This is a genomic window from Burkholderia sp. 22PA0099 (assembly GCF_047497165.1).
Lineage (GTDB): Bacteria > Pseudomonadota > Gammaproteobacteria > Burkholderiales > Burkholderiaceae > Burkholderia.
The window spans coordinates 786,862-804,866 of record NZ_CP163164.1 but is presented as its reverse complement, the minus strand read 5'-3'; the positions used below and the strand labels follow the sequence as shown (position 1 = coordinate 804,866).

General features: G+C 67.3%; 14 protein-coding genes, 2 tRNA genes and 1 rRNA gene. 12 read left to right on the top strand and 5 right to left on the bottom strand.

Annotated features, from left to right (window positions below; genetic code table 11):
* Positions 1 to 168: 168 nt before the first annotated feature.
* Entirely contained in the window at positions 169 to 1,095 is a 927-nt protein-coding gene (locus AB4851_RS03535) for a LysR substrate-binding domain-containing protein (protein WP_414448445.1), read from the bottom strand.
* Positions 1,096 to 1,274: 179 nt separating this feature from the next.
* On the opposite strand from AB4851_RS03535, the gene AB4851_RS03530 reads away from it, so the two are divergent.
* The 3 genes from AB4851_RS03530 to AB4851_RS03520 all read left to right on the top strand — a co-directional run bounded on the left by AB4851_RS03530 (position 1,275) and on the right by AB4851_RS03520 (position 4,488).
* Positions 1,275 to 2,465, top strand: a complete 1,191-nt coding sequence (locus tag AB4851_RS03530; protein ID WP_414448444.1) for a branched-chain amino acid ABC transporter substrate-binding protein — start codon at positions 1,275 to 1,277, stop codon at positions 2,463 to 2,465.
* 225 nt (positions 2,466 to 2,690) lie between these two features.
* Positions 2,691 to 3,227 carry an L-2-amino-thiazoline-4-carboxylic acid hydrolase gene (locus tag AB4851_RS03525; RefSeq protein ID WP_414448443.1) on the top strand — a complete coding sequence of 179 codons (537 nt, stop codon included), beginning with the start codon at positions 2,691 to 2,693 and terminating at the stop codon, positions 3,225 to 3,227.
* Positions 3,217 to 4,488, top strand: coding sequence for a Zn-dependent hydrolase (locus AB4851_RS03520; protein ID WP_414448442.1), 1,272 nt, complete (start codon positions 3,217 to 3,219; stop codon positions 4,486 to 4,488). Before AB4851_RS03525 ends, AB4851_RS03520 begins: the two co-directional genes overlap by 11 nt.
* Before the next feature lie 60 nt (positions 4,489 to 4,548).
* On the opposite strand, the gene AB4851_RS03515 is transcribed toward AB4851_RS03520, so the two are convergent.
* Positions 4,549 to 4,833, bottom strand: a complete 285-nt coding sequence (locus tag AB4851_RS03515; protein WP_414448441.1) for a hypothetical protein — start codon at positions 4,831 to 4,833, stop codon at positions 4,549 to 4,551.
* Positions 4,834 to 5,080: 247 nt separating this feature from the next.
* Between AB4851_RS03515 and AB4851_RS03510 the strand changes: the two genes are divergently transcribed.
* Positions 5,081 to 5,881: a lysozyme inhibitor LprI family protein gene (locus tag AB4851_RS03510; protein WP_414448440.1), complete on the top strand. Its 801-nt coding sequence runs from the start codon at positions 5,081 to 5,083 to the stop codon at positions 5,879 to 5,881.
* A 90-nt stretch (positions 5,882 to 5,971) separates the two neighbouring features.
* Here AB4851_RS03510 and AB4851_RS03505 read toward each other — a convergent pair whose 3' ends face one another.
* Positions 5,972 to 7,693 carry a cobaltochelatase CobT-related protein gene (locus AB4851_RS03505; protein ID WP_414448439.1) on the bottom strand — a complete coding sequence of 574 codons (1,722 nt, stop codon included), beginning with the start codon at positions 7,691 to 7,693 and terminating at the stop codon, positions 5,972 to 5,974.
* A 380-nt stretch (positions 7,694 to 8,073) separates the two neighbouring features.
* Positions 8,074 to 9,285: an AAA family ATPase gene (locus AB4851_RS03500; protein WP_414448438.1), complete on the bottom strand. Its 1,212-nt coding sequence runs from the start codon at positions 9,283 to 9,285 to the stop codon at positions 8,074 to 8,076.
* Between the two features lie 256 nt (positions 9,286 to 9,541).
* Here AB4851_RS03500 and AB4851_RS03495 point away from each other — a divergent pair, with 256 nt between their 5' ends.
* On the top strand, positions 9,542 to 10,216 hold the full coding sequence (locus AB4851_RS03495; protein WP_414448437.1) for an alpha/beta hydrolase: 675 nt from the start codon (positions 9,542 to 9,544) through the stop codon (positions 10,214 to 10,216).
* Between the two features lie 171 nt (positions 10,217 to 10,387).
* Positions 10,388 to 11,149, top strand: coding sequence for a 3-oxoacyl-ACP reductase (locus AB4851_RS03490; RefSeq protein WP_414448436.1), 762 nt, complete (start codon positions 10,388 to 10,390; stop codon positions 11,147 to 11,149).
* Here the strand turns inward: AB4851_RS03490 and AB4851_RS03485 are convergent.
* Entirely contained in the window at positions 11,139 to 12,143 is a 1,005-nt protein-coding gene (locus AB4851_RS03485) for a LysR family transcriptional regulator (protein WP_414448435.1), read from the bottom strand. The two genes, AB4851_RS03490 and AB4851_RS03485, sit on opposite strands and share 11 nt — an antisense overlap.
* Before the next feature lie 155 nt (positions 12,144 to 12,298).
* Between AB4851_RS03485 and AB4851_RS03480 the strand changes: the two genes are divergently transcribed.
* From AB4851_RS03480 to AB4851_RS03455, 6 genes are all read left to right on the top strand, one after another.
* Positions 12,299 to 13,525: an MFS transporter gene (locus AB4851_RS03480; protein ID WP_414449130.1), complete on the top strand. Its 1,227-nt coding sequence runs from the start codon at positions 12,299 to 12,301 to the stop codon at positions 13,523 to 13,525.
* Positions 13,526 to 13,680: 155 nt separating this feature from the next.
* Complete coding sequence (locus AB4851_RS03475) at positions 13,681 to 15,378, top strand: S10 family peptidase (RefSeq protein ID WP_414448434.1); 1,698 nt, start codon at positions 13,681 to 13,683, stop codon at positions 15,376 to 15,378.
* A gap of 265 nt (positions 15,379 to 15,643) precedes the next feature.
* The gene (locus AB4851_RS03470) at positions 15,644 to 15,805 is read left to right on the top strand and encodes a hypothetical protein (protein WP_414448339.1); all 162 of its coding nucleotides are present in this window, start codon (positions 15,644 to 15,646) and stop codon (positions 15,803 to 15,805) included.
* Between the two features lie 147 nt (positions 15,806 to 15,952).
* A 16S ribosomal RNA gene (locus AB4851_RS03465) occupies positions 15,953 to 17,483 on the top strand.
* Positions 17,484 to 17,547: 64 nt separating this feature from the next.
* Positions 17,548 to 17,624: transfer RNA gene (locus AB4851_RS03460), tRNA-Ile, on the top strand.
* A gap of 36 nt (positions 17,625 to 17,660) precedes the next feature.
* A tRNA-Ala gene (locus AB4851_RS03455) sits at positions 17,661 to 17,736 on the top strand.
* Positions 17,737 to 18,005: the final 269 nt, after the last annotated feature.

Here is an 18,005-nt window from a genome sequence, read left to right as displayed (position 1 = left end):
CGCCGATGCATTCGTGTCGGATTCCTCAAGATTGCGTCGGTGGCGTGAAGGGAAGGCTCTGACGGGGTGTGCCGAGCCGCGGCTCGGCGATATGCATCGGCCGATGCGCCAGCCGGTAGCGCAGCTGAAACCCCAGCCCACCAGCCGTCGTTCCCACGCCCAACCCGTTCAGCGCTTGCCGGCCGCCGTCAGCCGCATCGATTCCGCCGCCGTTTCCCGCAGCCATTGCGCGAGCCGTTGCGCGCCGTCGGGCAGATCGGCGTCGTCGCGTGTGCAGAGGTAGTAGTCGCGGCCGTCGTCGAGCGCCGTGTCGAACAGTTGCACCACCTCGCCGCTGGCGATCTCCGCCTCGATCAGCGGCGCGCGCATCAGCCCCGCGCCGAGCCCCGCGCGAATCGCGCTGAGCGTCAGTTGCCCATCCTCGAACATCGGCCCGACCACCGGCGGCACGTTGCGCACGCCCGCGTTGCGAAGCCAGTTGACCCAGGTGCTGCGATCCTCGTCGTGCACCAGCGGCACCACGGCCAGATCGGCCGGCTTGCGGAACGGGCCGAAGCGCCGCCGGAACGACGGATGGCAGACCGGCACCATCGCGCCCGGCAGCAGCTTCTCGCAGCGGTAGCCGGGCCAGTCGCCCGCGCCGAAGCGGATCGACAGATCCGATGCGTCGCTGCGGTAGTTGCGGTGGTTCGCGTAGAGCACGGTCACGTCCACATCGGTATTCGCGTCGAGGAAGCGATGCAGCCGAGGCACGAACCAGCCGATGCCGAACAACGGGATCAGGCTGACGGTGATCTGCCGCAGCGAGGAGCGGTCGCGCACGAAGCCGGTGGCGCTGCGCAGCACCGAGAACGCCGCGCTGATCGAGCGGTAATAATCGCGGCCCTCGTCAGTCAGCGCCAGCGCGCGGCCCTCGCGCACCGTCAGCGGGGTGCGGATGAACGCATCGAGCAACTGCAATTGGTGACTGATCGCCGACGGCGTGATGTCGAGTTCGGCAGCGGCGGCCGTGACCGAGCCCAGCCGCGCGAAAGCCTCGAACGCACGCACCGCGCGCAGCGGCGGATCGTTGGATAATTGTTCGATATTTTTCATGTTTTGAATTCTATCGAATAATTCGGAGATTGGGCTGTCTTTCAAAAGTCATGATGGGTAAGGTTTTTGGTGAATTTGGCTTCGCGGGCATAAGCATTCAATCAAAGGATATTTGCCGGTCGGCAATCGACTATTTAATATTTTTCATGTTTTAATCGTCCGCCACACGCTCCCCGACCATGAAAAAAATCGTCCTGTCCGCTCCGTTCTCCGGCACCGCCATCGCGGCCGCCGCCACCCTTGCGCTGTCGCTGGGCGCGCCCGCCGTGATGGCGGCCGACGCGCCGCAAACCGTGCTGATCGGCCTGGCCGCGCCGTTGACCGGCCCGTCCGCGCGGATCGGCAAGGATCTGCAGAACGGCGCGCAGCTCGCAGTCGATGATGCCAACCGCACGCATCCGACCATCGGCGGCAAGCCGGTCGTCTACAAGCTGGTGGCCGTCGACGATCAATCCGACCCGCGCACGGCCGTCACGGTCGCGCAGGATCTGGTCGGGCAGCATGTGATTGGCGTGGTCGGCCACTGGAACACCGGCTGCAGCGTGCCGGCCGCCCGCGTGTATCACGACGCGGGCATCCCCGAGATCGCGCCGGCCTCCACGGGCCACCAATACACGCTGCAAGGCTTCGATACCGCGTTCCGCATCATGGGCCACGACGACACCGGCGGCGCCTACACCGGCGCGTACGCGGTCAAGACGCTGCACGCCAAGCGCATCGCCGTGCTCGACGATCGCACCTCGTTCGGCTCGGGCCTGGCCGACCAGTTCGTGAAGGGCGTGAAGGCGGACGGCGGCAATATCGTCGATCGCGAATACGTGACCGACAAGACCACCGATTTCAGCGGCGTGCTGACCGCCATCAAGAGCAAGCGGCCGGACGTGGTGTTCTTCGGCGGCCTCGACGCGCAGGCTGCGCCGATCGCGCGTCGCATGCATCAGCTCGGCATCGACGCCACGCTGCTCGGCGCGGGCGGCTTCGTCAGCCAGACCTTCCTGTCGCTGGCCGGCAAGGACGGCGAGGGCGTGACCGCGCTCGAACCGGGCCGGCCGCTCGCGAAGATGCCGGGCGGCCCGGCGTTCGACGCGCAATACCGCGCGCGCTATCACGCGCCGATCGAACTGCACGCGCCGTTCGCGTACGACGCCGCGGCCACGCTGATCGCCGTCGCGCAGCAAACCGGCTCGACCGATCCGGCCAAGCTGGTCGCCGCGCTGCACAAGGTGGATCGGCAGGGCGTGACCGGCCGCATCCAGTTCGATGCGCGGGGCAACCTGAAGGACCCGGCCTACACGATCTACCAGGTGCGCGACGGCAAGTGGAACGTCGTCGACGTGCTCGGCGGCGGCGCGGGCGCGCCGGCGAACTGAGGCCCGGTGCAGGACTTCGGCGTGAGCGGGCGGGCGGCAGCCGGTGATGAACCGGCGCCGCCCGTTCGCCGTTCCGAGGTTCCGGCCTCCGCGTCTGGCTTGCCGATCCCCTATCAGCGTAGCGATACGAGCGGCCCGCTCGCCGCTCCGAGGTCCCAGCCTCCGCCCCCGGTTTGCCGATCCCCCATAACCATAACGACACGAACCCCCAAGTCAGGAGCTCCCATGACCGAGCCGACCCAACCCGCCGCCCCGAGCGGTGACGCTGATACCGACACCCGCCTGGGCATCCTCGCGCGACGCAGGATCGAGGCGGAAATCATCAAGCCGATCTACGAGATCATGAAGCGCGAGTTCGGCACCGAGCGCGCGCAGGCCGTGATCGCCGAGGCGGTGCGCGGCGCGGCCGTCGACGCGGGCAAGACGTTCGCGGCGCAGGAGCCGAACGGCGCGAGCATCGCTTCGTTCGTGGCCCTGCAGGTGCTGTGGGAGAAGGACGACGCGCTCGACGTGAGCGTGCAGCGCGAGGACGCCGAACACTACGATTACGACGTGCATCGCTGCGCCTACGCCGAGATGTATCACGCGATGGGGCTGGGCGAGATCGGCCATCTGCTCAGTTGCGCGCGCGACGAATACTTCATTCGCGGCTACGACCCGCGCGTTGCGCTGACGCGCACCACCACCATCATGCAGGGCGCGAAGCGCTGCGATTTCCGCTACGCCGTGCGCGAAGTGAAGGAGCCGAATCATGGCGAATGAACGCAATGCGGCGCTGCGCGTGGACGGCGCGCGGCTGTGGGATTCGCTGGAGCGGATGGCGCGCATCGGCGCGACGCCGAAGGGCGGCGTCTGCCGTCTCGCGCTGACCGAACTCGATCGCGAATCGCGCGACCTGTTCGTGGAATGGGCGCGCGCGGCGGGCTGCACGATTCGCGTGGACGCGATGGGCAACGTGTTCGCGCGCCGCGCGGGCCGGGTGGCCGATGCCGCGCCGGTGATGACCGGATCGCACGCCGACACGCAGCCGACCGGCGGCCGCTACGACGGCATCTACGGCGTGCTCGGCGGTCTCGAAGTGGTGCGCGCGCTGAACGACGCGAACCTCGAAACCGAACGCCCGATCGACGTGGTGCTGTGGACCAACGAGGAAGGCTCGCGCTTCGCGCCGGCGATGGTGGCCTCGGGCGTGTTCGCGGGCGTGTTTACGCTCGACTACGGCCGCTCGCGCACCGATCGCCAGGGCGTCACGCTGGGCGACGCCCTGGCCGCGATCGGCTATGCGGGCGACGCGCCGGTGGGCGGCTACCCCGTGCACGCGGCCTACGAGCTGCATATCGAGCAAGGCCCGATTCTCGAACGCGCCGGCACCACGATCGGCGTGGTCACGGCCGGGCAGGGGCAGCGCTGGTACGAACTGACGTTCACGGGCGTGGACGCCCACGCGGGCACCACGCCGATGGACGCGCGCCGCGACGCGCTGGTTGGCGCCGCGCGCGTGGTCGATTTCGTCGATGGGCTCGGCCGCCGCCTCGCGCCGGACGCGCGCGCCACGGTCGGCATGATCGAGGCGCGCCCGAACTCGCGCAACACGGTGCCGGGCGAGTGCTTCTTCACGGTGGAGTTTCGCCATCCCGACGCCGCCGTGCTGGCCGAAATGGATGCGGCGCTGCGCGCGGAAGTGGCGCGGATCGCGGGCGGCGCGGGCCTCGGCGTGCGCATCGAGCAGATCTTCGATTACGCGCCGGTGCCGTTCGCGCCGCGCTGCATCGAGGCGGTGCGCGACGCGGCCGCCGCGCTCGGACTGTCGCACCAGGACATCGTGTCGGGCGCGGGCCACGACGCATGCTATCTCGCGCGCGTCGCGCCGGCCGGCATGATTTTCGTGCCGTGCGTCGACGGTCTCAGTCACAACGAAGCGGAAGCGATCACGCCCGAATGGGCCGAGGCGGGCGCCAACGTGCTGCTGCACGCGGTGCTGGCGAGCGCGCAGGAAGTGACGCAGGAAGCGGCGCAGGCGTAGTGCGGACAGGCCGCGCACGTGGCGTCATGCCCGCGCGCGGCCGGAGCGATCAGCCGATGCTCACAGGGACGGATGGCATTGGAACGTCAGGCGCGCCTCGCGATCGGAGACGTGTTCCAGCCCCGGGCTCGCGCGCATGCCCTGCTGGGCGCAATAGGCATCGGCGGTGCTGATCGCCTTCTGATGCGCGGCGGCCCAGGACAGCACGGCGCCGTGCGAACTGGTGTTGACGGTGTAGGTATGCGGCTTGTCGGTGGCGCTGACCTCGGACACGCTGGCGCATGCACCGAGCCACAGCGTCAGACAGGCCGCGAGCAGGACGGTAAGCGGCGTTCTGGAAGACATAGGGCGTTTTTCTGGCTGGGTTGGCGGCGCATGACGCCGCACTGGGACAGGCGGAAGTATCCGCGAATTCGCCGGCGCGATCATCGCTGCCTGGCCGAACACTTCGTTTCCGTTGTGTGAACAATGTGCGACGAAGCCGGAGGTTCGGCCTCGGGCCGGCGAGCCGGTATCCTGTGCGACCGGCGCGGCGGCGATGGGTTCCGGCCGCCGCCCGCCGAATCCAATCGAAAAACGAGGGTAATAACCGATGAGAGCACGGCATTTCGCGGCCGCCTGCCTGATGGCGGCCTTGACGGGGATCGGCACGAGCGCCGCGCAGGCGGCCAGTTTCGATTGCAAGGCGGCGCGCACCGGCGTCGAACGCAGCATCTGCAGCCAGCCCGCGCTCGGCGATCTCGATTCGCAACTCGATGCCACCTATCGTCAGACCGTCGCCCGCGCGGCGGACCCGGCCGCCGTATCGCGCAGCCAGCGCGCCTGGCTGGCCGAACGCAACCGCTGCGGCGATGCGGCCTGCATCGAACAAGCCTATCGCGACCGGCTCGGCGCGCTGGCCGCCGTCAAGTCGGCCGAATGGCGCCGCTATTCGAGCGCGGCGCTCGGCATCGCGTTCGATTACCCGTCCAACCGCAAGCCCGTCACGCCGTGCCCGGGCACTGGCGAAAAGCGCTGCGTCGCGCTGGTCGGCCGGGGCATGGACAACAGCGATTACTTCGTGGAACTGAACGTGGTGAGCGGTGGGCTGGAAGCCGTGGCGCAACGGGACGCACTGTTCAAGCAGGACGACAACGGCAAATGGGTGACGAGCGCCGGGCCGGGCACGCCCGCCGATGTCGAGCGTTTCGCGGGCCGCGGCTGGCAGGGCATGCGCGCCACGCAGACCTGCGGCGTCAGCGATCCCGAAACCGGTTTTCACGCCGCAGGCGGCGAATGCTTGTGGGCGGTGTTGAGCAACGGCACGCAGGCCGTGGTGGCCGATACCCAGGGCATCGTCGGCAACGACGACGACACCGCGCGCGTGCTCGGCTCGCTGCAGTTTCTGCACTGATTCTGCACAAATCGCCGCCGCTGGCCCGGTAAACCGTGCGCGGCGGCGCGTTTTTTCCAATCCTCAGTTCATTCTCAAGCGCCTCGGGCCTCAGGCAAAACCGGTCGGCCATTGCGTCCTGCCGCGTTCGCCGAGCAGCGCGCGGCCGAGCGCCTCGAACGCGACGGCCGGCAGATTCGGCAGCCGTTCCACCACGGTGCTGGCCGGATAGAACGCCTCCACCGCATCGTCCAGGATGCCCACCCCGATCAACTCGATGCCTTGTGCGCGCACCTCCGCGATGCGCAGGCGCAGGTCCGCACGCAGCCGCGCCGGGTCGCCGTCGCCGGTGGCCGGATAGCCGTCCGACAGCACCATCAGGATGCGCCGCTGCGCGCGCCGCGCGAGCAGGCGCTCGGCGGCCCAGCTCAGCGCCTCGCCGTCCGGGTTCTCGTGGCCGCATTCGAGGCGCGCGAGGCCGCTCGGGTTGTCCGAATCGAAGCGCTTGTAGATTTCCAGGTCGAGCCGCTCGACGAAGCGGTTGTAGCCGCGCGGCGCGTGGCCCTGCGTGAGCCAGCGGTCGCGGAACGCGCGCATCGCCGGGTCGTCGATCGAGCTGTAGCCGAGCGCCTCGCACGGAAAGCCCAGTTGCGCGAGCGCGTCGCACAGCGCCGCCGCGCAAAGCCGCGCGAGTTCGATCTTGCGGCCGGCCATCGAGCCGCTGCGGTCGATCAGCAGCGTGACGGCGGTGTCGCGCCCCGATGTCGCGCGCCGCGTGCGGAACGGCGTGCGATAGCCGGGGGTGGTGGCGACCCGCGCCAGCGCGCGGCGGTCGAGTTCGCCGCGTTCCTGTTCGGTGCGCCAGTGCAGGTGTTCGTCGGCTTCGAGCGCGCGTTCGAGTTGCGCTTTCAGGCGCGCGGTTTGCGCGCGTGCCGCGCTGCGCAGCTTGCGCCAAGCGGTGGCGTCGCCGCTGCCGGTCAGGTCGGTGACGGTGTCGAACGCGGTGGTGATCGGGATCGAGCGAACTGGCGGGGCGTTCGTTTGCGCGGTGCGCGGCGAGGGCGCGCTGTCGCCGCTGGCCTGGTCGTCGGTCGAGGATGCGCTGTCTGCCGGCGTCGCGGCGTTCGACAACTCGGCGCTTGCGGCCGGTGCGTCGGTGGCGGGTGCGCTGCCGAACGCGTCGTCGGGGTCGATCTCGATCGCGGTATCGGGCGTGTCGAGCGAGGTTTCGCGATCGACCGTGATCATCATGTTGTTGGCGTTGCCGCGCGCGAGCCCGCGCACATGCGCGACCAGGCGGCCGGCCGCCTTGATGCTGTCCGCCGTCGAACGCGCGGCGCGCGCCGCGTCGATCAGTGTGCTGCTGGCGTGCAGCGTGGCGTCGAGCGAGGCGACGCGTTCGGGCCGCGTGGGTGTTTCGCCATGCAACTCGCGTGCGATGCGCCAGATCAGGCGGTCGCGCCAGTTCAGCGTGGGCCAGCGCCGGGCGATCTCGCGCGCGGCGGCCTCGCGTTGACGCGCGAGCAGCGGCGCCGCGCCGGGGAATTGCGCGGCCAGCGCGCGGCTGGCCCGGTAATCGTCGATGGTTTCGGCCAGCGCGCGCGTGACCTCGGCGGCCACGCCGGCCCGTTGCGCCGGTTCGCCGAAGCGCAGCCGCGCGGCCAGCAGATCGACCCAGCCCGCCAGTTCGTCGGCCGACAACGGCGTGTCGCCTGCGGTGGCGGGCAGCGTCAGGACGGTCGTGCCGGTTGCGCCGGTTGCGTCGTTCGCCAGATCGAGGCGCGGGCCGTCGCGCGACACGCGCACCTGCACGCGAGGGTCGCCGGTCAGCACGCGCGCGAGCTTGCCGAGTTGCTCGCCGGGGTCGTCGTTGGACGGTGCGGGGGCGGGCTGGGTTGCGGTGGTTGCTCGGGCTTTGGCTGCGGCTTCGGCGCCGGCTGCGGCTTCGGCTCTGGCTCTGGCTCTGGCTCTGGCTCTGGCTCCGGCTCCGGCTCCGGCTCCGGCTCCGGCTCCGGCTCCGGCTCCGGCTCCGGCTCCGGCTCCGACTCCGGCTCCGGCTCCGGCTCCGGCTCCGGCTCCGGCTCCGGCTCCGGCTCCGACTCCGGCTCCGACTCCAGCTCCAGCTCCAGCTCCAGCTCCAGCTCCGACTCCGACCCCGCCTTCGGTTGCACCCCCGCCCCGGCCCCCGACCCCGGCTTCGTCCCCGGCCGGTTTCACGCCGGCTCCTGCCCGATGTAATGGCGGACGATGTCGCGGATCAACGCGGCGTCGTCGGCGCTCACCTTCGCGTAGATCGTCGGGCCGGCCGCGATGTCCGGGTCGCCGGTGCGCAGCATCAGCGCGGTCCAGTCGATCAGGCGGCGCGTGGAGAACGCGCTGGCCAGGTCGTCGCGTTCGAACGCTTCGCGGCACGCGGCGGCGATCGCGGCCAGCGTTTCGGCCATCGGCACGCTGACGCGCGGCCCGAACGTGCGGCGCAGCACGTCGGCCTCCTCGGACGGCGAGAGGTAACCGATCTCGTAGACGCGCCAGCGATCAAGAAACGCGTCGTTCATCACGTTGGCGCCCTGATACAAATGCCGGAAGCGGCTCATCGCGCCGGCCGCGTTGGCCGTGGCGAACAGGCGGAACGCCGGATGCGGGGCCACGATCTCGTCGCCCTTTTCCTTGAGCAGCAGGCGGCCGCCCGGTTCGAGCACGGCGGTCAGCACCGCCAGGATCGCCGGCTCGGCGAAATCCACCTCGTCAACGATCAGCCACAACCCCGCGCGCATCGCCGTCGGCAGCACGCCGTCCACCCAGATCGTCTCGCCGCCCTTGACCGTCCAGAAGCCGACGAAATCGCCCACCGTGGTCTGGCCGTTCATGTTCGCGCGCAGCACGCCCTGGCCGGCCTGCGCGGCGGTCTGCTCGATCAGGCTGGTCTTGCCGGTGCCGGTGTGGCCGATCAGCAGCAGGCGGCGGTTTTCGGCGATGTCGCGCACCACGTTGGCCGCGCGCTCGCCGAACAGGTAGGCCGGGTTGGTCGCGGGCACCAGCGGGCCGCCCGCGCCGCGCGCGAGTGGCACGCCAGCGATCGTGACGCGGGCGTCGGCACCGGTATCGGCGGCTTGCGCGGCCTCGGCCGCCGTCTCGCGGGCGGCTGCGTGCAGGTCGGCCAGGAAGCGCGCGCGATGCGGCGGCGCAGCGGCCTCGCCATGGTCGTCGCGACGCGCGTAGCCTTCGCGATGCCATTTGCGCAGCTTCGTGTCGAGGTTGTCGAGGTCGATGACGGTGTCGATATCGATGTCGCCGCTGGCGCGGCGATGCTGAATTCGGTAGCTGCGCGGCCGGTCCGAATGGCTGACGAGCCAGGCGCCGTCGTCGCGTGCATAGACGCCGACAGGCGACGGTTCGGTGGAAAGCGAGTCGGACAGGGTGCTCATCGTCGGAGGGAGGCGGCGGCGCGCGCGGTCGGGAAGCCGCCATTGTGCGCCGCGGCTTGGCGTCGCGCGGGGCAAAAACCGAGCCGTCCGGGCAATTCGTTCCGTTAAGAAGTCAATTCATTTCTCGTCAGTGGTTTATTGCTTGCGGAGATTGATTCAGACTGGCGCTTCCGGTTCGCGCAGCCGCACGAACCGCCCCTCTATATATAGAGCGGCTTCGCTCCAGCAGCGGGCCGCCAACCCGGAGCCCGATTCGATGACGACCGACCTGACCCAGCTTCCCGGCTCGACGCTCGCATTCCGCCGCCGCCCGGCCGCCGGCGTGGCGCGCGCGCGGCTGTTGCTGCTGCACGGCGTGGGTGGCAACGAAACCAACCTGGCGGCGGTGGCCGATGCGCTGCCGTCCGATCTCGATCTGCTGTTCGTGCGCGGGCCGCTGACGCTCGGTGCCGGGCAGTTCGCGTGGTTCAACGTGCGCTTCGGGCCGAACGGCCCGACCATCGATGTCGCGCAGGCCGACGCGAGCCGCCTGCATTTGATCGATCTGCTTCGCGCGCTGCGCACGGCCGACGGCGACGCGCCGCTGCCGACGCTGATCGGCGGTTTCAGCCAGGGCGGCATCATGAGCGCGAGCGTCGGCCTCAGCGCGCCGGGCGAGGTGCGCGGCTTCGCGATCCTCAGCGGCCGAATCCTGCCCGAGATCGCGCCGCACGTCGCGCCGCGCGAGGCGCTGGCCGGCCTCGACGCGTTCATCGCGCACGGCGAGTACGACGACAAGCTGCCCGTCACCTGGGCCGAGCGTGCCGACGCGATGCTGACCGAACTCGGCGTGCCGCACGCCGTGCGCCGCTATCCGGTCGGCCATCAACTGACCGGCGAGATCGTCGGCGATTTTGCTGCATGGGCGGACGCGCGCCTCCGGCAAGCTTGAGCGTTACGGCGCGCATCCGGTGGGCCATCAATTGACCGGCGAGATCGTCGCCGATTTCGCGGCGTGGGCGGATGCCCGCACCCGGCAAGCCTGAGCGTTACGGCGCGCTGTTCTGCGCGGATCGTGCTGCGCGCGAGATAATCGCGCTTTGACGATCCGGAGACGCGGCAAATGAACTTATCGGAACAATGGGTGCTCGTGACGGGCGGCGCGCGCGGGCTCGGTGCGTCGATCGCGCGTTCGCTGGTGCGCGAAGGCGCGGGCGTGATCGTCAATTACCTGAACAGCGAAGCGGCAGCCACCGCGCTGGCGGCCGAACTCGGCCCGCGCGCGATCGCCTTGCAGGCCGACGTGACCGACGCCGCGCAAGTCCGCCGAATGGTCGATGCGGCGCGCGAGCGCACCGGCGAGCCGATCGCGGCGGTGGTCAACAATGCGCTGGCCAGCTTCCGCTTCGACGGCGACGCGCGGCCGCAACTCGGCGAGATCTCCTGGGAGCGCATGCAGCAGCAGCTCGAAGGCGCCGTGAAGGGCGCGCTCAACACGATGCAGGCCACTTTGCCCGGCATGCGCGAGCGCGGCTTCGGACGAATCGTCAACGTCGGCACCAACCTGGTTCAGAACCCGGTGGTGCCGTATCACGACTACACGGCGTCGAAGGCCGCGCTGCTGGCGCTGACGCGCACCGCGTCGAACGACCTCGGCCCCGACGGCATCACCGTCAACATGGTGTCGGGCGGCCTGTTGCGCACCACCGATGCGAGCCGCGCCACGCCCGAGGCCGTGTTCGACATGATTGCGGGCTTCACGCCGCTGCGCCGCGTGACCACGCCCGAGGAATTCGCCGATGCCGTGCTGTTCTTCCTGTCGCCGTGGTCGCGCGCCGTGACGGGGCAGAACCTGATCGTCGACGGCGGGCTGGTCAAGGGCTGAGGTCCTGGCCGGGCAGCGTATCGCTTTCGACCAGGCCCGGCACCGCCTCGCGCATCGTCGCGACGAAGCGCAGCAGCCGCGACGGGTAGAACTGCGCGTGCGGATACGTGAGGTAGGCTGGCAGCGCCGCAGCGCGCCATTCCGGCGCGACGTGCACGAGCCGGCCGGCGGCCAGATCGTCGGCCAGCAGCCATGACGAGCTGATGCCCACGCCCAGCCCGTGCAGCATTGCGCTGCGCAACGCGAACAGGTTGTCGGTGCTCATGCGCGGCTGGATCGTGAAGCGGCGCGTCTCGCCCGTCGTGCGATGCGTGAGCGCGATCTCGTTGCGGTAATAGGTACGCAGCGCCAGCCATGTCAGCGGGGCCAGCGCCTCCGGCGTGGCCGGGATCGCACCGCCCTCCAGCAGCGACGGCGCGGCCACCACGATGCGCGGCACGTTCGCCAGCTTGATCGCCACCACCGACGGGTCGGTCGGCTCGCCTATCTGAATCGCACAATCGATGCCGGTGCCGATGAAATCGTGCACTTCGTCCTGCAGCAGCCATTCCACCGTCACGCGCGGGTGCGCGCGCAGGAAGCGCATCAGCGGCTCGACGAAGATCTGCTGGCCGAACGCATGCGGCACCGTCACGCGCAACGGGCCTTCCGGCTCCTGCTGCGCGCCGCGCAGATCGGCCTCGAACGACGCCCAACTGGCCAGCAATTCCTTGGCGCGCTTGAACGCGCGTTCGCCATCCACCGTCAACCGCATCGAGTGCGTCGAACGATGCAGCAGACGCACGCCGAGCGAGCGCTCGAGCGCCTGCAGGCGCCGGCTGACGGTGGGCTGGGTGGTGCGCAGCAAGGCCGCCGCCGCCGACAAGCTGCCCGATTCGACTATACGTACGAACGTTTCCATCAGTTGAAAACGATAGCCGGCATCGTCGGGTGAGGCTTCCGAAACCCGGTGAGGTGCGCCAGAGGCAGGGCTGGCGGGCGATTTGAGGGTCATGCGCGGAGCGTATATCAAATGTGCGGGCGGTGCCACTACCGGGCCGGTGCAGCAGCCGTCACACTCGCGACTCCTGATTCACGACGAGATGGAATCCCATCATGAGCTCGACCCCCGACTTCGAACCTGCTGGCGGCGTGGCCCGCGAAGCCGTCATGCCGCCCGCGCATCGGGCCGTGCCGGCCGCCGCTGGTTCCGCCGGCCAGGGCCAGCCGGCCGTGCTGACGCCGCGCCTCGTGCTGCTGTTGGCCGCCGCCGCCGGGCTCGGCGTGGCGCCGCTCTATTACAGCCAGCCGATGCTGGGCGTGCTCGGGCCGGATATCGGCGCGTCGGACCGGCTGGTCGGCTTCGTGCCCACGCTGACCCAGCTCGGTTATGCGCTCGGCATCCTGCTGCTTGCGCCGCTCGGCGATCGCTTCGACCGGCGGCGCGTGATTCTCGTCAAGGCCGGCGTGCTGGTGGCCGCGTTGCTGCTGGCCGCGCTCGCGCCGTCGATCGGCTTCCTGCTCGCGGCCAGCTTCGCGGTGGGGCTGGCCGCGACGCTCGCGCAGGACGTCGTGCCGGCCGGTGCGACGCTCGCGCCCGACGCGCATCGCGGCAAGGTGGTCGGCACCGTGATGACCGGGCTGCTGCTCGGCATCCTGCTGTCGCGCGTGGTGGCCGGGGTGGTGGCGGGCAGCCTGGGCTGGCGTGCCACCTTCGTGATCGCGGCGGTCAGCGTCGCCGCGATCGGCGTGGCGGCCGCGCGCGGCCTGCCGAGCTTCCGGCCCACCACGCAGTTGCCGTATCGCGCGTTGATCGCCTCGCTCGGCGCGCTGTGGCGTCAGCATCCGGCGTTGCGGCGTGCCGCGTTCGCGCAGGGCATCCTCGCGATCGGCTTCAGCGGCTTCTGGACGACGCTGGCCGTGATGCTGCACGGCGCGCCGTTCCATCTGGGCAGCGCGGCGGCCGGTGCGTTCGGCCTGGCCGGTGCGGCCGGTGCATTGGCCGCGCCGCTGGCCGGCCGGCTGGCCGACCGTCGCGGTTCGGAATTCGTCACGCGGCTCGGGATCGGCGTGGCCACCGTGTCGTTCGCCGCGATGGGTTTCGCACCGTGGCTGCCGGTGACGGCGCAGCTTGCCCTGATCGCGTTGAGCACGGTGGGCTTCGACCTCGGCTTCCAGTCCACGTTGATCGCGCATCAGACCATCGTCTACGGCATCGATCCGGCCTCGCGCAGCCGGCTCAACGCGGTGCTGTTCGTCGGCATGTTCGTGGGCATGTCGGCCGGCGCGGGGTTGGCGACCTTGCTGTTCGCGCAGTGGGGCTGGACGGCGGTGGTCGTGCTGGCCGTGGCCACCTCGCTGGCGGCGCTGGCGGTGCGGATGCTGGGCCGGCGTTGAGTTGCTCGATGTAATGTCTGAAGGCAGATAAGCGGGCGGGCCGGATGGCTCGCCCGTTTTGTCATGGATGGGCGGCGGCGCGCCGTTGACGTGCCAGGGCGATCTGTCGACAATCCGCAGACCATTCATGCGCGGGTTCGCCGACCGAGGATGTCATGCCGCTACGTTTGAACGCATCGTTGTGCTGTGTGGGGTGGTTCGTAGCCCTGTCGATGGGGGAGGCTGGTGCGGCGGAGGCGGTTGCGCGGCCGGCTTCGGATGCCGTTGCGTCTGCATCGCCCGTTGCGTCGGCTTCATCGGTCTCATCCGCTTCGCCCGCGCAGGCCGCATCGGCGCCGTCCGCCGCGAGCGCGCCGTCCGCGCATCGCCCGCGCGCTGCCGATGCGTCCGCCACCCCATCGCATGGGAGCGACGACACCGGCCACCTCATCCCCGTACCGCCCGAAACCCGCTCGGTCACGCGCCATTCGATCCGGCTCGACGGCCGCACGCTCGACTACACCGCCACCGCCGGCAATCTGCTGCTGCGCGACGATGCCGGCGAGGCCACCGCGAGCGTCTTCTATATTGCTTACACCGCGAACGGCAAACGCGCCGCGTCGCGGCCCGTGACGTTCCTGTTCAACGGCGGCCCGGGCGCGGGCACGATGTTCCTGATGATGGGCTCGTTCGGCCCGAAGCGGGCACATACGGCAAGCCCCGCCGTCAGCGGGCCGGCGCCCTACACGCTGGCCGACAACCCCGACAGCCTGCTCGACCAGTCCGACCTCGTCTTCATCGACGCGGTGGGCGCCGGCTTCTCGCGCCCGGTCGGCCACGCGACGGGCAAGAACTTCTGGGGTGTCGACAGCGACCTGAGCGCGTTCGACCATTTCATCGAGCGATACCTGACCGTCAACGGCCGCTGGGATTCGCCGAAGTACCTGCTCGGCGAATCGTATGGCACCGCGCGGGCCGCGATGCTCGCGCATCGGCTGAACGACAGCAACATCGCGTTGAACGGCGTGATCCTGATGTCGTCGGTGCTCGATTCGGCGGCGTTCTCGCCCGGTTCGGATTTCGAGAGCGAAAGCTATCTGCCGACGTATGCCGCGATTGCCTGGTATCACGATCGCCTGTCGCCGAAGCCGCCGAACCTGCCCGCGTTTCTCGACGAGGTGCGGGCGTTCGCGCGCGGCCCGTATCAGCAGGCGCTCGCCGCGGGCGACGCGCTGCCCGACGCCGAACGCGACGCGATCGCCGCGCGCATCGCCGGCTACACCGGGCTCGACGTGCAGTTCATCAAGGATGCACGGCTGCGCGTGGGGCCGTCGCGGTTCCGCAAGCAGTTGCTGCGCGGCGAGTCGCGCAGCCTGGGCCGCTACGACGCGCGCTTCGAGGGCATCGATTACGACGATGCGGGCGAGCGCCCCGATTACGACGTGTCGGCGACGAGCATTTCGAGCGTATTCGACGCGGCCCTGCACCAACATCTCGCGCAGGATCTCGATTACCGGCCGACCGATCGGTATCGCGTGTTCAACGACGCGGCCTTGCGCCAATGGGACTGGAAGCATCGCGCCTGGTGGGGCGAGCAATTGGCCGTGCCGTATGCGGCGGGTGACCTGGCCGAGGCGATGCGGCAGAACCCGAAGCTGCGTGTGTTGTCGCTGAATGGCTATTTCGATCTGGCGACGCCGTTCTACGCGACCGAATATGCGCTGTCGCATCTCGGCCTGGACCGCTCGCTGCGCGCGAACCTCGGGCTGCGCTACTACCCGACCGGCCACATGATCTATCTCGACGACGCTGCGCTGCATGCGATGAAGGGCGATCTTGCGCGCTTCTATCAGGCGTCGACGCCGGCCGATTGAGGGCGGTCGGCGTGGGAGTTGGTTGCGCGAGCAACCATATATCGTGTTTCTTCGTTTGAGATCAACGGCTTGGCATGAAGGGCGCCGCGCGAGCGGCGCCCTTCATGCATTTTCTTTGCGAAAACGCTTGCACGAAGCGGGATGGGTGCTTAGAATTCGGCCTCTCTCGCGATGACGGAAACGCAGAACGAGAGGAGAAGCCAGGCAGGACAAGGAGAGCGCCGGAATTTGGGCCGCTTCTTTGAACTGGTGAGGAACTCGATCGATGCAGTCTGTTGATCGAAGCGCTGAAAAAGTAGTTGACGCGCTTCAAAATGTTCTTCATAATCTCGCTTCTCTGCTGCTGAAAACGCAGCACCGAAACGAAGCCAAGCTTCTCTCGGAAACGCTCTTTAACAATCTACAGCCGATAAGTGTGGACGCTTGATGGAAGCGGTCCTGATCTTAGGATCAGGTCAGCAAAAGTATCAAGAGTCTCACACAAAAGTAAGTCAGGTTTATGAAGTAATTCGTAATCCTGTCAGCTTTGAGTGAGCGACCGGTTCGAAAGAACCGAAAAACAGTAACAGGTATTGAACTGAAGAGTTTGATCCTGGCTCAGATTGAACGCTGGCGGCATGCCTTACACATGCAAGTCGAACGGCAGCACGGACTTCGGTCTGGTGGCGAGTGGCGAACGGGTGAGTAATACATCGGAACATGTCCTGTAGTGGGGGATAGCCCGGCGAAAGCCGGATTAATACCGCATACGATCTACGGATGAAAGCGGGGGACCTTCGGGCCTCGCGCTATAGGGTTGGCCGATGGCTGATTAGCTAGTTGGTAGGGTAAAAGCCTACCAAGGCGACGATCAGTAGCTGGTCTGAGAGGACGACCAGCCACACTGGGACTGAGACACGGCCCAGACTCCTACGGGAGGCAGCAGTGGGGAATTTTGGACAATGGGCGAAAGCCTGATCCAGCAATGCCGCGTGTGTGAAGAAGGCCTTCGGGTTGTAAAGCACTTTTGTCCGGAAAGAAATCCTTGGTTCTAATAAAGCCGAGGGATGACGGTACCGGAAGAATAAGCACCGGCTAACTACGTGCCAGCAGCCGCGGTAATACGTAGGGTGCAAGCGTTAATCGGAATTACTGGGCGTAAAGCGTGCGCAGGCGGTTTGTTAAGACCGATGTGAAATCCCCGGGCTCAACCTGGGAACTGCATTGGTGACTGGCAAGCTAGAGTATGGCAGAGGGGGGTAGAATTCCACGTGTAGCAGTGAAATGCGTAGAGATGTGGAGGAATACCGATGGCGAAGGCAGCCCCCTGGGCCAATACTGACGCTCATGCACGAAAGCGTGGGGAGCAAACAGGATTAGATACCCTGGTAGTCCACGCCCTAAACGATGTCAACTAGTTGTTGGGGATTCATTTCCTTAGTAACGAAGCTAACGCGTGAAGTTGACCGCCTGGGGAGTACGGTCGCAAGATTAAAACTCAAAGGAATTGACGGGGACCCGCACAAGCGGTGGATGATGTGGATTAATTCGATGCAACGCGAAAAACCTTACCTACCCTTGACATGGTCGGAATCCTGGAGAGATCCGGGAGTGCTCGAAAGAGAACCGATACACAGGTGCTGCATGGCTGTCGTCAGCTCGTGTCGTGAGATGTTGGGTTAAGTCCCGCAACGAGCGCAACCCTTGTCCTTAGTTGCTACGCAAGAGCACTCTAAGGAGACTGCCGGTGACAAACCGGAGGAAGGTGGGGATGACGTCAAGTCCTCATGGCCCTTATGGGTAGGGCTTCACACGTCATACAATGGTCGGAACAGAGGGTCGCCAACCCGCGAGGGGGAGCTAATCCCAGAAAACCGATCGTAGTCCGGATCGCACTCTGCAACTCGAGTGCGTGAAGCTGGAATCGCTAGTAATCGCGGATCAGCATGCCGCGGTGAATACGTTCCCGGGTCTTGTACACACCGCCCGTCACACCATGGGAGTGGGTTTTACCAGAAGTGGCTAGTCTAACCGCAAGGAGGACGGTCACCACGGTAGGATTCATGACTGGGGTGAAGTCGTAACAAGGTAGCCGTATCGGAAGGTGCGGCTGGATCACCTCCTTTCTCGAGCTAATACCGCGAAAGTTGAGCGTTCACGCTTATCGGCTGTAAATCAAGACAGACTCAGGGGTCTGTAGCTCAGTTGGTTAGAGCACCGTCTTGATAAGGCGGGGGTCGTTGGTTCGAATCCAACCAGACCCACCACTTAGTCTGGACAGTATCCTTGAGAAGTCTCTGTATGGGGGCATAGCTCAGCTGGGAGAGCACCTGCTTTGCAAGCAGGGGGTCGTCGGTTCGATCCCGTCTGCCTCCACCAATCTTCAATGACAAGCGTTCAGGTCAGTGTGACCTGAGGATTTGTCATTGGCGATTGAGCCAGTCAGAGCGATCTGTACACCATGTGTACTTATCGGCTGTCGTTCTTTAACAATCTAGAAGAAGTAGTAATTTGAATAACGGAAGCGTCTATTTGAGATGGGCGTGAAAGTTATTCGGGTTGTGATTGTATCGATGTATCTCAAGAAGATTCGAACTTAAATGTTCGGCTCAATTGGAATACGGCACAAATGCGAGAACTCAACCTGT

Coding starts and splice junctions, on each gene's coding strand:
- AB4851_RS03525 (WP_414448443.1), top strand. CDS start 2,691: ATGACCGAGCCGACCCAACCCGCCGCCCCGAGCGGTGACGCTGATACC.
- AB4851_RS03490 (WP_414448436.1), top strand. CDS start 10,388: ATGAACTTATCGGAACAATGGGTGCTCGTGACGGGCGGCGCGCGCGGG.
- AB4851_RS03500 (WP_414448438.1), bottom strand. CDS start 9,285: ATGAGCACCCTGTCCGACTCGCTTTCCACCGAACCGTCGCCTGTCGGC.
- AB4851_RS03520 (WP_414448442.1), top strand. CDS start 3,217: ATGGCGAATGAACGCAATGCGGCGCTGCGCGTGGACGGCGCGCGGCTG.
- AB4851_RS03535 (WP_414448445.1), bottom strand. CDS start 1,095: ATGAAAAATATCGAACAATTATCCAACGATCCGCCGCTGCGCGCGGTG.
- AB4851_RS03480 (WP_414449130.1), top strand. CDS start 12,299: ATGCCGCCCGCGCATCGGGCCGTGCCGGCCGCCGCTGGTTCCGCCGGC.
- AB4851_RS03485 (WP_414448435.1), bottom strand. CDS start 12,143: ATGACCCTCAAATCGCCCGCCAGCCCTGCCTCTGGCGCACCTCACCGG.
- AB4851_RS03530 (WP_414448444.1), top strand. CDS start 1,275: ATGAAAAAAATCGTCCTGTCCGCTCCGTTCTCCGGCACCGCCATCGCG.
- AB4851_RS03515 (WP_414448441.1), bottom strand. CDS start 4,833: ATGTCTTCCAGAACGCCGCTTACCGTCCTGCTCGCGGCCTGTCTGACG.
- AB4851_RS03510 (WP_414448440.1), top strand. CDS start 5,081: ATGAGAGCACGGCATTTCGCGGCCGCCTGCCTGATGGCGGCCTTGACG.
- AB4851_RS03495 (WP_414448437.1), top strand. CDS start 9,542: ATGACGACCGACCTGACCCAGCTTCCCGGCTCGACGCTCGCATTCCGC.
- AB4851_RS03475 (WP_414448434.1), top strand. CDS start 13,681: ATGCCGCTACGTTTGAACGCATCGTTGTGCTGTGTGGGGTGGTTCGTA.
- AB4851_RS03470 (WP_414448339.1), top strand. CDS start 15,644: ATGCAGTCTGTTGATCGAAGCGCTGAAAAAGTAGTTGACGCGCTTCAA.